Origin of the sequence: Hyalangium versicolor, assembly GCF_020103695.1 — a bacterium.
Lineage (GTDB): Bacteria > Myxococcota > Myxococcia > Myxococcales > Myxococcaceae > Hyalangium > Hyalangium versicolor.
This window is the reverse complement of record NZ_JAHXBF010000011.1, coordinates 19273-33866: the sequence shown is the minus strand read 5'-3', so window position 1 is coordinate 33866 and position 14594 is coordinate 19273. Positions and strand designations below refer to the sequence as shown.

Here is a 14594-nt window from a genome sequence, read left to right as displayed (position 1 = left end):
AAGGGAGCTCAGGAGGTCGTCAGACGTGAAGAAGGTCGGAATCCTTGCCGCGGCGTGCGGCATCGCCGTGGCGCTCGTTCCCTGGCTCATGCCCACCGGCCCCAGCGCTGGGCTGGATGCCTCGCAGTTCCTCGCCTCGGGCAGCCTGTTCCTGGGGGCCGCTGTCGTCTTCGCCGGCGGCCTCCTTACGTCCTTGACGCCCTGCGTCTATCCGCTCATCCCCATCACCGTGTCTGTGTTCGGCGCTCGCAAGGCCGAGGGGCGAGGGAAGGCGCTGTTGCTCACTTCCTCGTACATCATCGGCATGGGGGTGGTCTTCAGCGCGCTCGGAGTGCTGGCGGCCAAGACGGGGCAGGCCTTTGGTGCCCTGCTCGGCCACCCCGGGGTGGTGACGGGGCTGGCCGTGTTCCTCCTGGTGCTGGCTACGTCCATGTTCGGCGCCTTCGAGTTGGCGCTGCCGTATGGGCTGCAGCAGCGGTTGAACTCCGTGGGCGGCGCGGGCCTGGCCGGCGCGTTCCTCATGGGCAGCGTGTCCGGGTTCCTCGCGGCGCCGTGCACCGGGCCCGTGCTCACCGGCCTGCTCGCGTTCGTGGCCAAGACGGCGAACATGCCGCTCGGTGCGGGCCTGCTCTTCATCTATGCGCTGGGCATCGGCGTGCCGTTCTTCCTCATCGGCGTCTTCACCGTGCGGCTGCCTCGCGGCGGCGAGTGGATGGAGTGGGTGAAGAGCGTGCTCGGCATCATCCTCGTGGCGCTCGCCATCTCGTACCTGCGGGATGCATTCCCCTGGGCCCGTGACACCGTGAAGGGCGTGGCCGCGCAGATCGGCCGCGTGCCGGGAGCCTTCATCACCGGTGGGATTGCGGCGCTGGGCGTCGTGGTGGGCGCCGTCCACCTGTCCTTCAAGTCCAACGCACGGGAGTTCGCCATCAAGGCCGCGGGGGTGGCGCTCGTGGTGTTCGCCATCGTCATCCGCGTGGGCGCGATGGATGCCGCTCCCACCGGCGCGCTCTGGGTGAAGCTGGGCTGGGCGCAGCCTCCCCAGGCTCCCTCCTTCCTGTGGCACCAGGTCATGCCCGCCAAGCAGGCCAGCTTCTCCGCCCAGGAGTTCGACAAGGCGCTCGCCCTGGCCCGCACCGAGGGCAAGCCCGTGCTGATCGACTTCTTCGCGGACTGGTGCGCGGCCTGTAAGGAGCTGGACCGTGAGACGTATCCGGCCCCGGAGGTCATCTCCGAGGCGGGACGCTTCCTCAGCATCAAGATCGATGCGACCAACAGCGAGGATTCGCTCGATGCGCTGATGGAGCGCTTCGGCGTCGAGGGCCTGCCCACCGTGGCCTTCGTCTCCTCGAGCGGGGAGATCCTCAAGAATCCCCGCGTCACCGGCTTCCTGGAGCCCAAGCCCTTCACCGAGGAGCTCAAGAAGGTCCGCTGATCACTGCCACTCCTCGCCAAGCCGCCCTCGGCTCGCCAGGACTCGGTCGATCATCAGCTCGTGCAGCGCGTAGAGCTGCCGGGCCAGCTCCTCTCCTTCGAGGAGCGCCACGGCGCCGGCCATGGCCTCCAGCGTGGACATGCCCTCGGGGTTCGGTGGGCGGCGCAGCCTTCGCGTGTTCGGCGGGGGCGGCGGCAGGGCCAGCCCTGGCATCCTCCGCAGCACCGGCATCCGTTGCAGCATCCTCCGGGCCTGTCCCCAGTTCCCGTCCAGCACCACCAGTCGACGTGGGGGAGGTGCATCCGAAGCGGGCGGCTGTGAATCCGGGAAGAGCAGCCACGTGTCGGAGCCCTCCAGGACCGAGGCGTCGAAGCGCTCACCCGGAGCTCCATAGGTGAGCACCTGGCACTGCGAGAGGGCCAGCGCCGCCAGCCGCGCCGTGTTGGTGGACTTCTCCTTCTCCTTGTTGTGGCGGATGACCAGGTACTCGGTGCGCGTCTCCAGACGTGGCACCTCGGCACACAGGCACAGCCGCGTCGGCAGGTAGCATCGCGGGCACCGGCCCGCGAGGTCCGCCGGAGTGCGAGACCTCATGTGCTGATCTTGTTCTGCCGCCGGTACTGCTCCATGAACTGGCGGGCCTCGCGCAGCTTCTGCTCGACGAAGCGATCCTCGGCGTCCGGCTCGTAGTCGTCCGGCATATCCACCTGGAACAGCGCGGACAGCCCCGCCGGAGAGACTTCGAGCCACTCGGCCGTGCGGCCCAGCGCTACCGGGCGCCGACCCGCGAACGTCTCGGGTCCGTCCTCCGGGCCACATCGGCAGATGCGCGCCGAGTCTCCCGACACGTCGATGTAGAGCCCCAGCACCTCTCCATTCAGCTCCGCCGCCAGCGTGCAGGTGATCTCGCTCACGTACGCGGCCAGGGCGTGCGCGGCGGAGCGCTCCGTGAGCGAGCGCACCATGAAGACCTTCCAGCCGGCCTCGGTCAGCGTGCCTGCCTCATCAATGGGCGTCAGCTCCGCGGGAGGCGCCTGAATGCGCGACAACAGCCGCCGGATCGGCGCCTCGATGCGCTCCAATCGCGCCGTGGAGGCGGGGCAGAAAAAGAGGACTCGGTAGTCGCGGCTGTCGGAAGGGCTTTCCATACGGCACGGCGCTGAGAGGGGATCTCCTCGGACTCGTTCCAATTGTTAGTAGCAAACGGGCATTTACGCTATTCAAGAAGTACCAGAAATTGATGGTAAAGGCGAACGGGATGAGCGGGGTTCCGTTGCCACCCAGACACCCAAGCCCAGGACGAGGCCGCCTCCGAGAAGCCCCAGAGGCCCCAGTTCCTCATGGAAGCAGAGCCAGCCGATGAGGGTGGCGGTGAGCGGCTCCATATAGGTGAGTGCTCCGGTGGTGGCGGCGGGGATGCGGCGCAGGCCGGTGTTGAAGAGGATGTTGCCGGTGAGTGCGCACAGCACGCCGCCGGCGACGATCCACAGCGCCGAGGGGGTGAGCGGGGGCAGGGCGCCGCGGCCGAACAAGAGCAGCAGGGTGACGACGGAGACGGCCGAGTGGACGGAGGTGACGCCCAGGGGAGACCAGGCGCGAGCCGCTTCCTTGGCGGTGAAGACGGTGATGGCGAAGAAGATGGCGCTGCCGGCCCCGAGCAGCGCCGTCCACCCCGAGAAGCTCGCGCCTGGCTTCCAGAGGAGCAGGGCCAATCCCAATGAAGTCAGTGGGGCTCCAATGAGTGCGCGGGGCGAGCGGGGTTCGCGGGCCACCCACGGCGCCGTGAGGGCGACGAGCAGGGGGGCCAGGTAGTGGGTGAGCACGGCGACGGAGACGGGGCCGATGTTCACGGCGGCGAAGAAGAGGGCCACGTTGATGGCGTCGGCCACGCCCATGATGACGAGCGCCAGGATGGCTCGTCTGTCCTTCAGCGCCTGCTTGTTCAGGAGGAACGGAGTGGGGAGGGCGACGGTGAGCAGTGCCAGCAGGGCGCTCTGCTGGCCGGTGAGGCCCGCGGGGCGCAGGAAGAGCGACCAGAAGCCCCAGAGGGTGGCTCCAGCCGCGACCATGAAGAAGGACTGCACAAGGGCTCCTGAAGGTTCGGGACCGTGTACCCCGAACGGGCGCGCAGCGTAGACCACGGCGCGTGGATGTGAATCACGTCTGAGGAGTAGTCGAGGGCCGGGCGTCTCTCGGCGGCTGGGCGGGCAGGCGTCAATCTCGGCGTCAGCCGCTGTCCACGGCGGTGACGGCGGGAGCGCCAAACCCGCGAGAAGACAGAGCGGGCGGGCTGGCACAGCGGGTGCTCTTGGGGGGCGCACAGGAGGAACACCCATGAGCCTGACGAGTGACTTGCGCATCGCCCTCCACGAGGTGGGGGTGGCGCTGCGACGACCCGAGGAGTTCACCACGCGCTGGAGGGATCGCCGGCTGACGCCGGGCCCTCGCCCGCTCATCTTCCCCGTGCTGCTGGCCAACGCGGTGCTGGGGATTGCCGCCTACGGCCTGGTGATGCGGCTGCACGAGGGCTGGGACGGGATGCTGGGAGGGCTGGTGAAGGCTCCGGTGGCGGCGGGGCTCGCGTGGGCGCTGGCGCTACCGGCGCTCTACATCCTCAACTCGGCGCTGGGCTCGAAGCTGGATGCGTCCACCACGCTGCTGGCGGCGCTGACGACGGTGAGCTTCGGCTCGATGGCGCTGATGGCGAGCATTCCCATCACCTGGTTCTTCGGGCTGGCGCTGCCATACGGGCTGGTGCGGCTGGCGGTGAACCTCCTGGTGTTCGTGGGCGTGGGCATCTGCATGGTGGATGTGTTCCTGCGGACCATGAAGGCGCTGGAGCCCGCGCACAGCCGCGCCTACGCCACGCTGTGGCTGGCCCTGGTGGGTGTCATTGGCGCGGAGCTGATGACCCTGTTCTCCCTCTTCCACTTCGACGCCTGACCGGAGGCTGCCATGGACGCTGCTTTTTCTTCTCCCGTCCCGGGGATGTTCGATCTCATCCTGCGCGGCGAGGCGCACCTCCACCGCTTGATGCGGGACGAGGCGGGCCTGCCCGAGATCATCCAGAAGCTCCTCGCGCTCTCGGTGCTGGGGCTCACCGTTCACGGTGGGGTGCTGGGGCTGGCTGCTTCGCTGTTTCCCGCGAGCCATTCGCTGGCCTGGTATCAGTCCGGGCACCCGGTGGTGTGGATGCCGCTGGCGCTGGTGGGCGCGTTCCTCGGGGCGCTGTGCATCTGCCTGCCATCCTTCTACTTCTACACGCAGCTGTCGGGGCTGGACGCGTCGTTCCGGCTGGTGACGGCCCAGGCGTTGCGCGCGCAGGCGACCAAGTCCGTGCTGCTCCTCGGAGTGATTCCGTTCTACGCGGCGTGGCTGCTGGGGACGGTGGTGGGTGTGTTCGATGCGCCGGGCACCGCGCTGTTCGCGGGCCTGTGCCTGCCCTTCGTGGTGGGGCTGCTGGGCATCCGCGCCGTGTACCGCGGCTTCTGCGACATGGCCGAGCACCTGCCCATCACCCACAAGCGCCGAGGCCACTTCCTGCGTCGGCTCGTCCTGTGCTGGGGCGCTGTCTACACGGCGGTGGCGCCGGTGGCCCTGTATCGGCTGGGCGAGGCGCTCGGCTCCCGGTTGTGAGGAGGAGGCTGCCATGGGCTTCGTGGAAACCTGCATCCTGTACCTGTTGCTGGGTGGAGTCGTGGCGGTGGCGCTCGTGCTCCGAGCCGAGGGCAAGGGCCCGGGCGCGCGCGTCGTCACCTTCGTGGCCGGGATCTTCTTCTGGCCCGTGTTCGCGCCGTTCCTGCTCTCGTCGACGCGTCCGGCGGCGCCGATGACTCCGCCGGCCCGGGCCGCGCAGTCCCGATTGCTGGCGGCGGTGGGGCAGGTGGAGGGATTGGCGGCGGACGTGCTGCGCCCCGAGGTGGCTCGGCTGCGAGGACTGGTGGAGGCCGTGGGGAAGATGGAGGCGCGGGTGGCGGAGATGGACGCGCTGCTGGCCACCCCCGAGTTCGATCGGAGCGCGGCGTCCCAGCAACTCGAGGCGCTGGCGCGGCGGGGGCTGACTGCGGACGACGCGCGGGTGCAGAGCGTTCAGGCGCGGCTGAAGAACATGGAGCGGCTGGGGGCCATGCGGGAGCGGACGGCGGCGGACCTGGAGCGGGTGGTGCTCCAGTTGGAGGAGATGGGCTCGCGGCTGCAACTGCTCAAGTTCGCGGGGAGGCCGGACGCGGAGTTGGTGGAGTTGCTCCAGTCGGTGGCCTCCAGCGTGGAGGAGGTGACCGAAGGGCTTCTCGCGGCGGGCTGATTGGCTCGGGTTCTGTCAAAGTCCCCGGGAATGGGGCCTCTCTTCGCCTACAGCCTGGTGCCGGTCATCTCGGTCGCCTTGCTGCTGTGTTTTACCGCCACGCTCCGTGCGAGGAACGCGCGGGGCCTGGCCTTCTACTGTCTGTCGGTGGCGGCGTGGAGTGGCACGCTGCTGATGCTGTGCATGCCTCGTACGATGTGGCTGGGAGAGCGCCTCGTGTCGCTCGGCACCTTCACGGCCGCGGCTTTCCTCCACGCGGCCTACAACCTCACCGGCCAGCGCTCGTACCGGCTGGTGGTGTTTGCCTATTGCGTGGCGCTGGGGCTGACGGTGCTCGGCGCGGTGGAGCCCAACGTCCTCTATGGACCGCTGGCGATGACTCGGGGCCCCCTGTTCTGGCCGGCGATGGTGCTGGCGGTGGTGGCGGCGACCGTGCCGCTCGTCCACCTGCTGCGCGAGTACCGGGTGACTCCGGCCGATCGGCGCCCATTGCTGCGGGGACTGGGCATTGCCGGGGTGCTGACGTACTCGGGGGGCATCAGCAACGCGATGCTCCTGTCGAGCGGGTATGCGCTGCCGTTCGGCATGTACCTGGTGCTGGGCGGGTTGCTCGTGCTGGCGCAAGTGATTGGCGGCCACCAGGCGGAGAGCGATCGGCGGCTGCTGGAGCGGAGCCTGCTGTACTCGGCGCTGGCAGCGGTGCTGTCCGCGGGCTTTCTGTTCGGGGTGCTGACGCTGATGGAGGGGAGCGGCCAGCCGTTCCTGCGGGAGTACCGCGTGGGCGCGCTCTTCCTGCTGGCGCTGGCGGCGCTCGCGTTCGAGCCGGTGCGGCAGGGGTTCCAGGAGTGGCTGGGGCGGAGGCTGTTGAAGGGGCGGGCGGCGGCGAGCGAGCTGGCCGAGGAGCTGGTGAAGCAGGAGGAGCGGGCGGATCAGGCGGCGCGGTTGGCGGAGCTGGGACAGTTCACGTCCGCGGTGGCACACGAGGTGCGCAATCCGCTGGGCGTGCTCGCGGCGCACCTGAAGCTGCTGGAGCGGAAGGGCGCGGATCCCGACGCTGTCTCCGCGATGCGGGAGCAGATCGATCGGGCAAGCCACTTCGTGGATGAGCTGCTGCGCTACGGCCGGCCGAGGCCCCTGGAGCTGCGTCGCGTGGATCTGCGCGCCACGGTAGCGCTGGCCTGCTCGACAGCTCGCCAGGGACTGGGAGCGCTGGCGCCGGAGGTGGCGTTCGAGCAGCCGGAAGGGGAGCCCCTCGAACTGGAGGCGGATCAGGCGCAGCTCTCCCAGGTGCTGGTGGTGCTCTTCGAGAATGCGCTGCTGGCCTTGAGAGAGGTGCCGGCGCCGAGGCTGCGGGCCCTGTGCACCCAGGAGGGGGAGCAGGTTCGCGTGGTGGTGGAGGACAACGGTCCTGGCATTCCGCCGGAGCTGCTACCGCGTCTGTTCCAGCCGTTCGTCACCGGGCGCAAGCGCGAGGGGCCTCGGCCGGGCACAGGGCTGGGGCTGGCCATCGCGCGTGGAATCGTGGAGCGGCACGGCGGACGTGTGACGGCGGGACGCGCGGAGCTGGGCGGTGCACGGTTCGAGGTGGTGCTGCCCCGCGCCCAGACGGTGCTGGCTGCCGCGACGAAGAGCTGAAGGGAGGGGTCCCCTCCGGGCGCGGTTTGTCCGAACCTGTCCACCTGGCAGACAGGTTTGGCCGGACGGTCCGCCGCGCTCACTCGTCCTTGGGTTTGTCGGAGGCGGGCCACCACAGCCACTGCCCCGAGGGCTTCTTGTCCCACCAGTTCAGACGCCGGTTGGCGTGCTCCGACCAGGGGCGTGTCTGGCGCTTGGTCTCGACGGTGTCTTGTCTCGGAGGCTGTGCGTAGGTTCGAGGCATGGAGTTCTTCTGGGCGGGAGCCGCCTGCTCCTGAGCCGCCTCGGCTGTGGCCATCAGCGTCAGCAACTGGCTCGTCCGCATGTTGAGGGTCTGCCGTAGGTCTCGAGGTTGTCCCATCAGCAGGACGCGCGGAGTGCGCCAGCCCACCATCTGGAGCGCCGCCGTGTCTCCCTCGGCTGCCCCGCAGCGGGCGTGGACGAGCTCTCCCGAGAGGAAGTGGAGCCTGCCCTGCCGCTCTCCTTGGGTCACGAGCACCCTACACGTCACGTGCTCCTCGTGGAGCACCTGGATCAACCCGGGGAGTGTCACGCCCTGGCATTGTTCCGTCATCCGGGGATCCAGACACTGCCGGACGCGAGAGAGCAGCGTCTCACGCGTCGGAAACATCGGAAGGTGAGGGACCTGGAACGTGGCTCGAGGAGAGGCGCGCTCCTTCTTCCTCTTGCGAGGGCTCATCACCATCACCGGCAGCCGGGGGCAGCAGTTCAACACGAAGGCCAGGAGCCGGAAGTCATCCAGTTCCTCCGTGGAAGGCACGCTGATCAGGAGATCCACCTTGCGCGTCCTCATGGACTCCGCGGCTTTTTCTGCTTCCGCCACCACGCGTATCGAAAATTCATCGCAGTGGAGCCGAAAGGCCTCCGTCACTGCATTGCGCACATACGGTTCGGCAGCAACCACCAGAATGCTCTTCATGGGTTGGCCCTCATGGATGACACCCGTGCTCGGCGGCTCGGGTCGGGGAGTGACGCCCAGCCCTTTGGAGCAACGCGGATGCCAGCCTTGGAGCATTCTCCCTCACCTGGAGAGGCAGGCAGAGCCCCCCTTGCTCTGGGGTATTCACCGCATGATGCGGTGTGCAGTGTGGCATTTCGCAACGGTTTGGCTGCGCCGCGTCATGAAATGCAACACTCGGAAGCACGCGGGAGGTGAGGCTCGTTACCTGCGGGTTACCCACCGTGCCCTTGCCCGTCCGTACTCTCTGACAGCGAGACAGAGGGAGCGGCATGCGACACATCATGGTGTGGATCCTGGCGGCGCTATTGAGCGCGTGCGTGGCGGAAGGTGCGGAGCGGAAGGGAGAGGCTCGTCCTGGAGCACTCTCGCTCGAGACGGAGCGGGTGGTCGTCTTCAAGGATGGATATGCCCTGCTGGTGAAGCGGGCGGAAGCTGTCGCGGACTCGCGCGGCGTCACCTTCATGGACGAGGTGCCGGACAGCGCGGTGCTCGGCACGTTCTGGGCGTGGAGCGACCGTGGGCCCACGCTGCGCTCCCTGCGCGCGGAGTGGCGTGAGCAGGAAGTGGAGCAGGAGGTGCGCGGCACATGCACGGATCCGGCCTCCATCCTCGAGGCGAACCCGGGCAAGCGCGTCACCGTGGAACTCGAGGGCGCCACCATGACGGGCACGGTGGTCGCAATCCCTCGCCATGCGGGCCTCGTTCCCACGGAGACGCTCTCTTCACGGTCCGCTTCGTTCGACCCCACACTTTTCGGGGCAGCTCCTTCGTTGGGGCAGATGGTGGCTCTGTCGGTTCCAGAGAGAGGGACCGTGGTGCTCGCGGGGAAGGACATCCGCCGCGTGTCGGGCCAGGAGCTGTCCCTGGAGTGCAAGCGGAAGGTGCGAATCACGGAGCGGCGCAAGCGGCTCTCGCTCGACTTCGGCTCCGAGGCGGCCGGCAAGGCGCTCTCGGTGCGGATCGTCTACTTCACCCCGGGGCTCCGCTGGATCCCCACCTACCGGTTCGAGGCGCAGAAGGGTGGGCAAGGAGCGCTCGCGCTCCAGGCGGAGCTCCTGAACGAGCTGGAGGACATCCAGGGGGCGCCGTTCGATCTCGTCGTGGGGGTGCCGAACTTCCGGTTCCGGGACGTGGCCTCGCCGCTGTCTCTGGAGGGCATGGTGCGCAACGCCCTGGCGCAGGCGTCGCCCTCGCTCATGGGCTCGATGAACAGCCTGAGCAACGCGATGTTTTCGCAGAGCCCGGGCGAGTGGCAAGGCGGTAGGAATGGCGCGGAGGAGAGCAGCGCCCCGCGAATCCCAGACTTCGGCGGGCCCGCCGAGTCTCCCGACTTCTTCATCCACCCCCTGGCGAAGATGGATCTGCCGAAGGGGGCTCGCGCGGTCGTGCCGCTGTGGAGCGAGGACGTGAAGACGAGAGATCTCTACACGCTCGATGTGCGTGTGGGCCGCAACGAGAACGACTCGGACACGGTGCAGTACGGGAACTCGAAGAGCTCCATGGGGAGCCCCTCGCCGCTGCGGCTCGCGCGGGCGGAGGTGTGGCACCAACTGGAGCTGAAGAACGCGACGCAGTACCCGTGGACCACGGGCCCGGTGCTGGTGATGCGCGGGCAGGTGCCGCAGGCGCAGGAGCTGCTCACGTACACAGGGCGAGGCGGAGACACGCTGGTCCCGCTCACGGTGGCCACGGACGTGCGAGCGCTCCATGAAGAGGTGGAGCTGGAGCGCAAGCAGGACGCACTGAAGAGCAACCGGAGCAGCTACGCACTCATCCGGAAGAAGGGGACGATCACGCTGACCAACCCACGCGCCGAGCGCACCCCCCTGCGGATCCGGCTCTCCACGGGAGGCAAGGCCCAGGAAGTCTCCGGAGGAGGCCAGGTGAAGGTGGATGACTTCCGGCCCGAGGATTGGGGCGGCAGTGGCCTGGCGGCCGTGAACAGCCACAGCGAGATCGAGTGGACCCTCACGCTGGAGCCGGGGGAGCGCAAGACGCTCACGTACGAGGTCGGCTTCTGGCGCTGACTGGGAGATGATGGAGGCCGCATGCCTGCCCGTCGTGTGCTCGTGGTGGAGGATGATCCGGCCATTCGCCGGGGCGTGGTGGATGCGCTCCGGTTCCAGGGCTACCTGCCGCTGGAGGCCACGACGTTCAAGGAGGCGCTCGCCAGCGCCACGCGGGACAGCTTCGACTTGTTGCTGTTGGATCTGGTGCTGCCGGGAGGGGACGGGCTGGACGTGCTGGCCGAGGCTCGGAAGGCTCGTCCCACGCTGCCGGTCATCGTCCTGACGGCGCGGGGGCAGGAGGAGGACCGCGTCCGAGGGTTGCGGCTGGGTGCGGACGACTACGTGGTGAAACCGTTCAGCGTGAAAGAGCTACTGGCGCGGGTGGAGGCGGTGCTGCGCCGGAGCGCCGAGCGGCCACTGGATGTGGAGGAGATTCGGTTCGAGGGAGGCGTGGCGGACTTGCGCAAGTGCGAGCTGCGGTTCGAGGACGGCGCGGCGGAGTTGCTGTCCGAGCGGGAGATCGACCTGCTGCGGTACCTCTCCTTGAACCGGGAGCGGGTGGTGTCGAGGGATGAGCTGCTGCAGCGGGTGTGGCGCCTGCCAGCGAGCCTGGCTCGCACGAGGACGGTGGACATGCACGTGGCGCGGCTGCGCGACAAGCTGCGGGACAGCGCGGACGAGCCGCGGATCCTGCTCACGGTGAGGGGCAAGGGGTACCGCTTCGCGGGTGGAGACCCGGGGTGAGGCGGTCGCTGCCCACGTGGATGGCCCTGGCCTTGTGTGTGGCGCTCGCGTGTGGAGCGCTCGCATGGTTGAGCGTGACGACGTTGAGGCTCGAGCGGGCGGAGGCTCGGGCGCGAGTGCAGGCCCAGGTGGAGGAGCGGATCCGTCTGGCGCTGTGGCGCATGGATGGGCGCCTCGCGAGGCTCCTGGCCCAGGAGAGTACACGGCCGGCCAGCGCATGGGAGTCGTTCTACTCGCCCCTGCACGCCTTCAGCCCAGAGGGCGGCGAGCTCTCGACGATGCGGATTGCCTCGCCACTGCTCTATGGGACGCCGGACGGTGTGAAGCTGCACTTCACCTTCCAAGGCTTGGCGCTGCTGGGCTCTCCCCAGGTGCCCGTGATGGAGTACGCCCTGGCGCTCACGGCGGGAGCCAGGCGGGAGCAGATCGAGCAGTACAGGAGGCTCCTGGTCGAGCTGGAGTCCCGGCTGGATCGCCGGGTGCTGCTTGGGATCGAAACGGGCGCCTCCTCTCCCGAACTCGTGGTCGCGGCGCGTGAGCAGAATGCCATCGAGTTCTCACGCCGCCAGGAGCAGGCCTGGAGCAACGCCCTCTACCCGGGGCTGTTGAACGAGGCTCCCTCGGGGCTGACTCCTGCGACGCAGGAGGTTCAGGTGTCGCCCATGGTGCCGGTGTGGATGGGGGAGGAACTGTTGCTGGTCCGCCGGGTGGAGCGGAGCAGTGGCTCCGTGGAGGTGCAAGGGGTGTGGCTGGATTGGGGACGGGTGCGCACGTTGCTGCTGGCGGAGGTGACGGACCTGCTGCCGGGAGCGGAGCTCGAAAGGGTGGCTCCGGGCGCGGGCGATCTGCTCGAGCGGCGCCTGGCCTCGCTGCCGGTGCGGCTGATTCCGGGGAATGTGCCAGTCGAGCCTGCCGGCGGCGCTCCGGTGATGTGGAGCTTGATCGTGGCCTGGGGAGCGCTCGTTCTGGCGATGGCAGCGGTGGGATTGCTCCTGTTCGGAGCCCTGTCCCTGAGCGAGCGCCGTGCCGCATTCGTCTCCGCCGTCACGCACGAACTGCGCACGCCGCTCACGACGTTCCGGATGTACGCGGAGATGCTGGCCGAGGGGATGGTGACGGAGGAGTCGCAGCGGCAGGGGTACTACGCGACGTTGTTGCGAGAGTCGAACCGGCTGGCGCACCTGGTGGAGAACGTGCTCGCGTACGCGAGGCTGGAGCGGAAGCGGGCGCCCAGGGCGGTGGAGCCGATGGAGCTGGGCGCGCTGCTTCGAGACAACCTGGGGCGCTCGGAGGAGCGGGCTGGGGAGGCGGGAAAGTCGCTCGTCCTGGAGTGCGATGAGGCGTTGGAAGGGGCGCGGGTGTTGGTGGAGCCCTCGGGGGCGGAGCAGGTGCTCTTCAACCTGGTGGACAACGCGTGCAAGTACGCGCGAGGCGCCGAGGATGCACGCATCCACGTGAGGGCCGAGCGGCGGGGCTCCCGCATCGCCATCGTGGTGGCCGATCACGGGCCGGGCATTTCCCCCACGGACGCCCGGAATCTGTTCGAGCCATTCTCGAAGTCCTCGGAGCGAGCGGCGGAGTCAGCGCCGGGAGTGGGCCTGGGGCTGGCGCTGAGCCGTCGGCTCGCCAGGGCCATGGGGGCAGAGCTTCGGTATGAGGGAAAGCCAGGAAAGGGCGCTGCCTTCGTGTTTCTCCTGCGGCTGGGTTGAGGCGAACAGAAGGGCGGCGCGAGGGAAGGGTGCTCCCCGAGTCCACGCGCAGAGACTCGGAGACCGAAATTCGAGACGGCTCGGAAGGTCCGGCACAAGGTCCGCGCTCGGAGCGGTAGCACGTGGACAGTTGGCCCACGCATTGCTCATGGCGTTCGGTGGGGGCGATTGACGCGCGAGCCGGTCCACCGCACGCTTACGGGCATGGGACGGCACGCAGACGAGCGTGGAGGCACCTTCCCCCAGGCGCCCACGCAGGAAGAGTGGGAGGCGATGGGGTCCGAAGAGCAGGCGCGGGTGGTGGAGTCACTGCCCGGAGAGGTGACGTGGGACGAGATGGCGATGCCGGAGGGCGACAAGCACTCCGGAGCCAAGACGAGGGCGAAGGACCTGCTGGCGGGCTACTTTCGCCACCAGCGGCGCAAGGTGTATCTGGGGTCCGAGCTCCCCATTTACTACCCGGCCGAGCGGAGGTTCGCGCCAGACCTGCTGGCGGTGCTGGATGTGGAGCCGCACGAGCGGAGCAAGTGGGTAGTGAGCCACGAGGGCAAGGGGCTGGACTGGGTGCTGGAAGTGCACGTGGGCGGCGACCGGAAGAAGGACGCCGAGTACAACGTGGAGCGCTACGCCCGGTTGGGCATCCCTGAGTACTTCATCTACGACCGTTCCCAGGAGAAGTTGGAGGCGTACTACCTGGCTACTCCGGGAGCGCGGAAGTACACGCGCATCGAGCAGCGGAAGGGTCGGTACCTCTCCGAGGTGTTGGGGCTGGAGTTCGAGGTAGTGGACTCGCGGTTACAGGTTTGGGCAGGCAACGCGCTGCTGCTGGAGACCGAGGAGTTGCTGGCGCGGACGATGGAGAAGTTGGAGCAGGTCGAGCGACGCGCCGATGAGGAGGCCCGGCTTCGACAGGATGCGGAGCGGCGCCTGGCAGCACTCCAGGCCGAGATGGATCGCCTTCAGCTCCGCGGGCGATGAGTGTCTCTACGGCCTGTCCCTTCCCGCCAAACCTGTCATACAAGCAGACAGGTTCAGCGGGAGTGCGACGGCTCGGGCCTCGAACAGGATGGGAACATGAAGCTCGAGGAGATGGGTCGTGAGGTGTCCTTTGAGGACATCGGGGTACGCTACCGGAGCCATCAGTTGCTGAGTTGGTTTCTCGAGACGCGGGACCTTGTCGATGCGGAGGTGCGCCCTCGCATCATCGAGGGGGGCGTCCATGCTACCGAGGACATCGAGACCGGAGACGGTCCGTGGGCGCTCATCATCGAGGGAGAGCTCGTGACATCCGGGGACCTCTCCTTCAAGACCGGGGACTACGCCACCAGCACGCTCATCGTGACAGGTCACGTCCGCGCACGGAACGTCTTCTATGGGCAGAGCGCGCGGGTGGCGATCGATAGAGATCTCGTGGCGTCCGGAGTGGTTATCGGCACGTGGGGATCGGATGGGGCGGTGCTGGGGGCAAGCGGAACGCTGACCGCGCGGGCCGTGTTGCTCGATGCTCACACCTCCATCTCGGCGAACGCCGGTGGATCGCACTCCGTCCCGGAAGGCTTTCGCACCCTCATTGTTGGCGCAAACGGTTGGCGCGAGTTCAAGCCAGACATCCTCAATGAGCCGGGGCACTATGCCCACACCTTCGTTCCCGAGGTGCTGCGCAATGGCGTGCTCGACTTGTCGCTGGCGAGAGCGCACGCGAAACGAGGGGGCACTCCGTTTCTCCCTGAGGTCGAGCAGGCGTTACGCGCGAAGAAGGGACTCTGAGCGCGCTTGC

General features: G+C 68.3%; 14 protein-coding genes. 10 read left to right on the top strand and 4 right to left on the bottom strand.

The window, feature by feature from the left end:
- The first annotated feature begins 25 nt into the window (after window positions 1-25).
- Complete coding sequence (locus KY501_RS23065) at window positions 26-1435, top strand: protein-disulfide reductase DsbD family protein (RefSeq protein WP_224365415.1); 1410 nt, start codon at window positions 26-28, stop codon at window positions 1433-1435.
- Here KY501_RS23065 and KY501_RS23060 read toward each other — a convergent pair whose 3' ends face one another.
- From KY501_RS23060 to KY501_RS23050, 3 genes are all read right to left on the bottom strand, one after another.
- The gene (locus tag KY501_RS23060) at window positions 1436-2029 is read right to left on the bottom strand and encodes a tRNA-uridine aminocarboxypropyltransferase (RefSeq protein WP_224365414.1); all 594 of its coding nucleotides are present in this window, start codon (window positions 2027-2029) and stop codon (window positions 1436-1438) included.
- Entirely contained in the window at window positions 2026-2583 is a 558-nt protein-coding gene (locus tag KY501_RS23055; protein WP_224365413.1) for a hypothetical protein, read from the bottom strand. The genes KY501_RS23060 and KY501_RS23055 overlap by 4 nt, the downstream gene beginning before the upstream one ends.
- A 72-nt stretch (window positions 2584-2655) precedes the next feature.
- Window positions 2656-3519, bottom strand: coding sequence for a DMT family transporter (locus KY501_RS23050; RefSeq protein WP_224365412.1), 864 nt, complete (start codon window positions 3517-3519; stop codon window positions 2656-2658).
- A gap of 250 nt (window positions 3520-3769) precedes the next feature.
- Here KY501_RS23050 and KY501_RS23045 point away from each other — a divergent pair, with 250 nt between their 5' ends.
- Genes KY501_RS23045 through KY501_RS23030 form a run of 4 tightly spaced genes read left to right on the top strand, consistent with a single transcriptional unit; the run spans window position 3770 to window position 7373 of the window.
- A complete protein-coding gene (locus KY501_RS23045; protein ID WP_224365411.1) occupies window positions 3770-4378 on the top strand; it encodes a hypothetical protein in 609 nt (202 codons plus the stop codon).
- Between the two features lie 12 nt (window positions 4379-4390).
- Entirely contained in the window at window positions 4391-5071 is a 681-nt protein-coding gene (locus KY501_RS23040) for a hypothetical protein (protein ID WP_224365410.1), read from the top strand.
- A 13-nt stretch (window positions 5072-5084) separates the two neighbouring features.
- Window positions 5085-5738 (top strand): hypothetical protein, encoded by a 654-nt coding sequence (locus tag KY501_RS23035; protein WP_224365409.1) that lies wholly within the window; start codon window positions 5085-5087, stop codon window positions 5736-5738.
- Window positions 5739-5768: 30 nt separating this feature from the next.
- Window positions 5769-7373, top strand: coding sequence for a sensor histidine kinase (locus tag KY501_RS23030; protein WP_224365408.1), 1605 nt, complete (start codon window positions 5769-5771; stop codon window positions 7371-7373).
- Window positions 7374-7452: 79 nt separating this feature from the next.
- Here the strand turns inward: KY501_RS23030 and KY501_RS23025 are convergent, their stop codons facing one another.
- Window positions 7453-8313, bottom strand: coding sequence for a DUF4388 domain-containing protein (locus tag KY501_RS23025; protein WP_224365407.1), 861 nt, complete (start codon window positions 8311-8313; stop codon window positions 7453-7455).
- Between the two features lie 311 nt (window positions 8314-8624).
- On the opposite strand from KY501_RS23025, the gene KY501_RS23020 reads away from it, so the two are divergent.
- The 5 genes from KY501_RS23020 (at window position 8625) to KY501_RS23000 (ending at window position 14584) form a co-directional block, all read left to right on the top strand.
- A complete protein-coding gene (locus tag KY501_RS23020; protein WP_224365406.1) occupies window positions 8625-10382 on the top strand; it encodes a DUF4139 domain-containing protein in 1758 nt (585 codons plus the stop codon).
- Window positions 10383-10403: 21 nt separating this feature from the next.
- A complete protein-coding gene (locus KY501_RS23015; RefSeq protein WP_224365405.1) occupies window positions 10404-11108 on the top strand; it encodes a response regulator transcription factor in 705 nt (234 codons plus the stop codon).
- A complete protein-coding gene (locus KY501_RS23010; protein WP_224365404.1) occupies window positions 11105-12817 on the top strand; it encodes a sensor histidine kinase in 1713 nt (570 codons plus the stop codon). The genes KY501_RS23015 and KY501_RS23010 overlap by 4 nt, the downstream gene beginning before the upstream one ends.
- Before the next feature lie 204 nt (window positions 12818-13021).
- On the top strand, window positions 13022-13795 hold the full coding sequence (locus tag KY501_RS23005) for a Uma2 family endonuclease (RefSeq protein WP_224365403.1): 774 nt from the start codon (window positions 13022-13024) through the stop codon (window positions 13793-13795).
- A 96-nt stretch (window positions 13796-13891) separates the two neighbouring features.
- Window positions 13892-14584 carry a hypothetical protein gene (locus KY501_RS23000; RefSeq protein WP_224365402.1) on the top strand — a complete coding sequence of 231 codons (693 nt, stop codon included), beginning with the start codon at window positions 13892-13894 and terminating at the stop codon, window positions 14582-14584.
- Window positions 14585-14594 lie beyond the last annotated feature (10 nt).

Coding starts and splice junctions, on each gene's coding strand:
- KY501_RS23060 (WP_224365414.1), bottom strand. CDS start 2,029: ATGAGGTCTCGCACTCCGGCGGACCTCGCGGGCCGGTGCCCGCGATGC.
- KY501_RS23055 (WP_224365413.1), bottom strand. CDS start 2,583: ATGGAAAGCCCTTCCGACAGCCGCGACTACCGAGTCCTCTTTTTCTGC.
- KY501_RS23045 (WP_224365411.1), top strand. CDS start 3,770: ATGAGCCTGACGAGTGACTTGCGCATCGCCCTCCACGAGGTGGGGGTG.
- KY501_RS23040 (WP_224365410.1), top strand. CDS start 4,391: ATGGACGCTGCTTTTTCTTCTCCCGTCCCGGGGATGTTCGATCTCATC.
- KY501_RS23035 (WP_224365409.1), top strand. CDS start 5,085: ATGGGCTTCGTGGAAACCTGCATCCTGTACCTGTTGCTGGGTGGAGTC.
- KY501_RS23030 (WP_224365408.1), top strand. CDS start 5,769: ATGGGGCCTCTCTTCGCCTACAGCCTGGTGCCGGTCATCTCGGTCGCC.
- KY501_RS23025 (WP_224365407.1), bottom strand. CDS start 8,313: ATGAAGAGCATTCTGGTGGTTGCTGCCGAACCGTATGTGCGCAATGCA.
- KY501_RS23020 (WP_224365406.1), top strand. CDS start 8,625: ATGCGACACATCATGGTGTGGATCCTGGCGGCGCTATTGAGCGCGTGC.
- KY501_RS23015 (WP_224365405.1), top strand. CDS start 10,404: ATGCCTGCCCGTCGTGTGCTCGTGGTGGAGGATGATCCGGCCATTCGC.
- KY501_RS23005 (WP_224365403.1), top strand. CDS start 13,022: ATGGGACGGCACGCAGACGAGCGTGGAGGCACCTTCCCCCAGGCGCCC.
- KY501_RS23000 (WP_224365402.1), top strand. CDS start 13,892: ATGAAGCTCGAGGAGATGGGTCGTGAGGTGTCCTTTGAGGACATCGGG.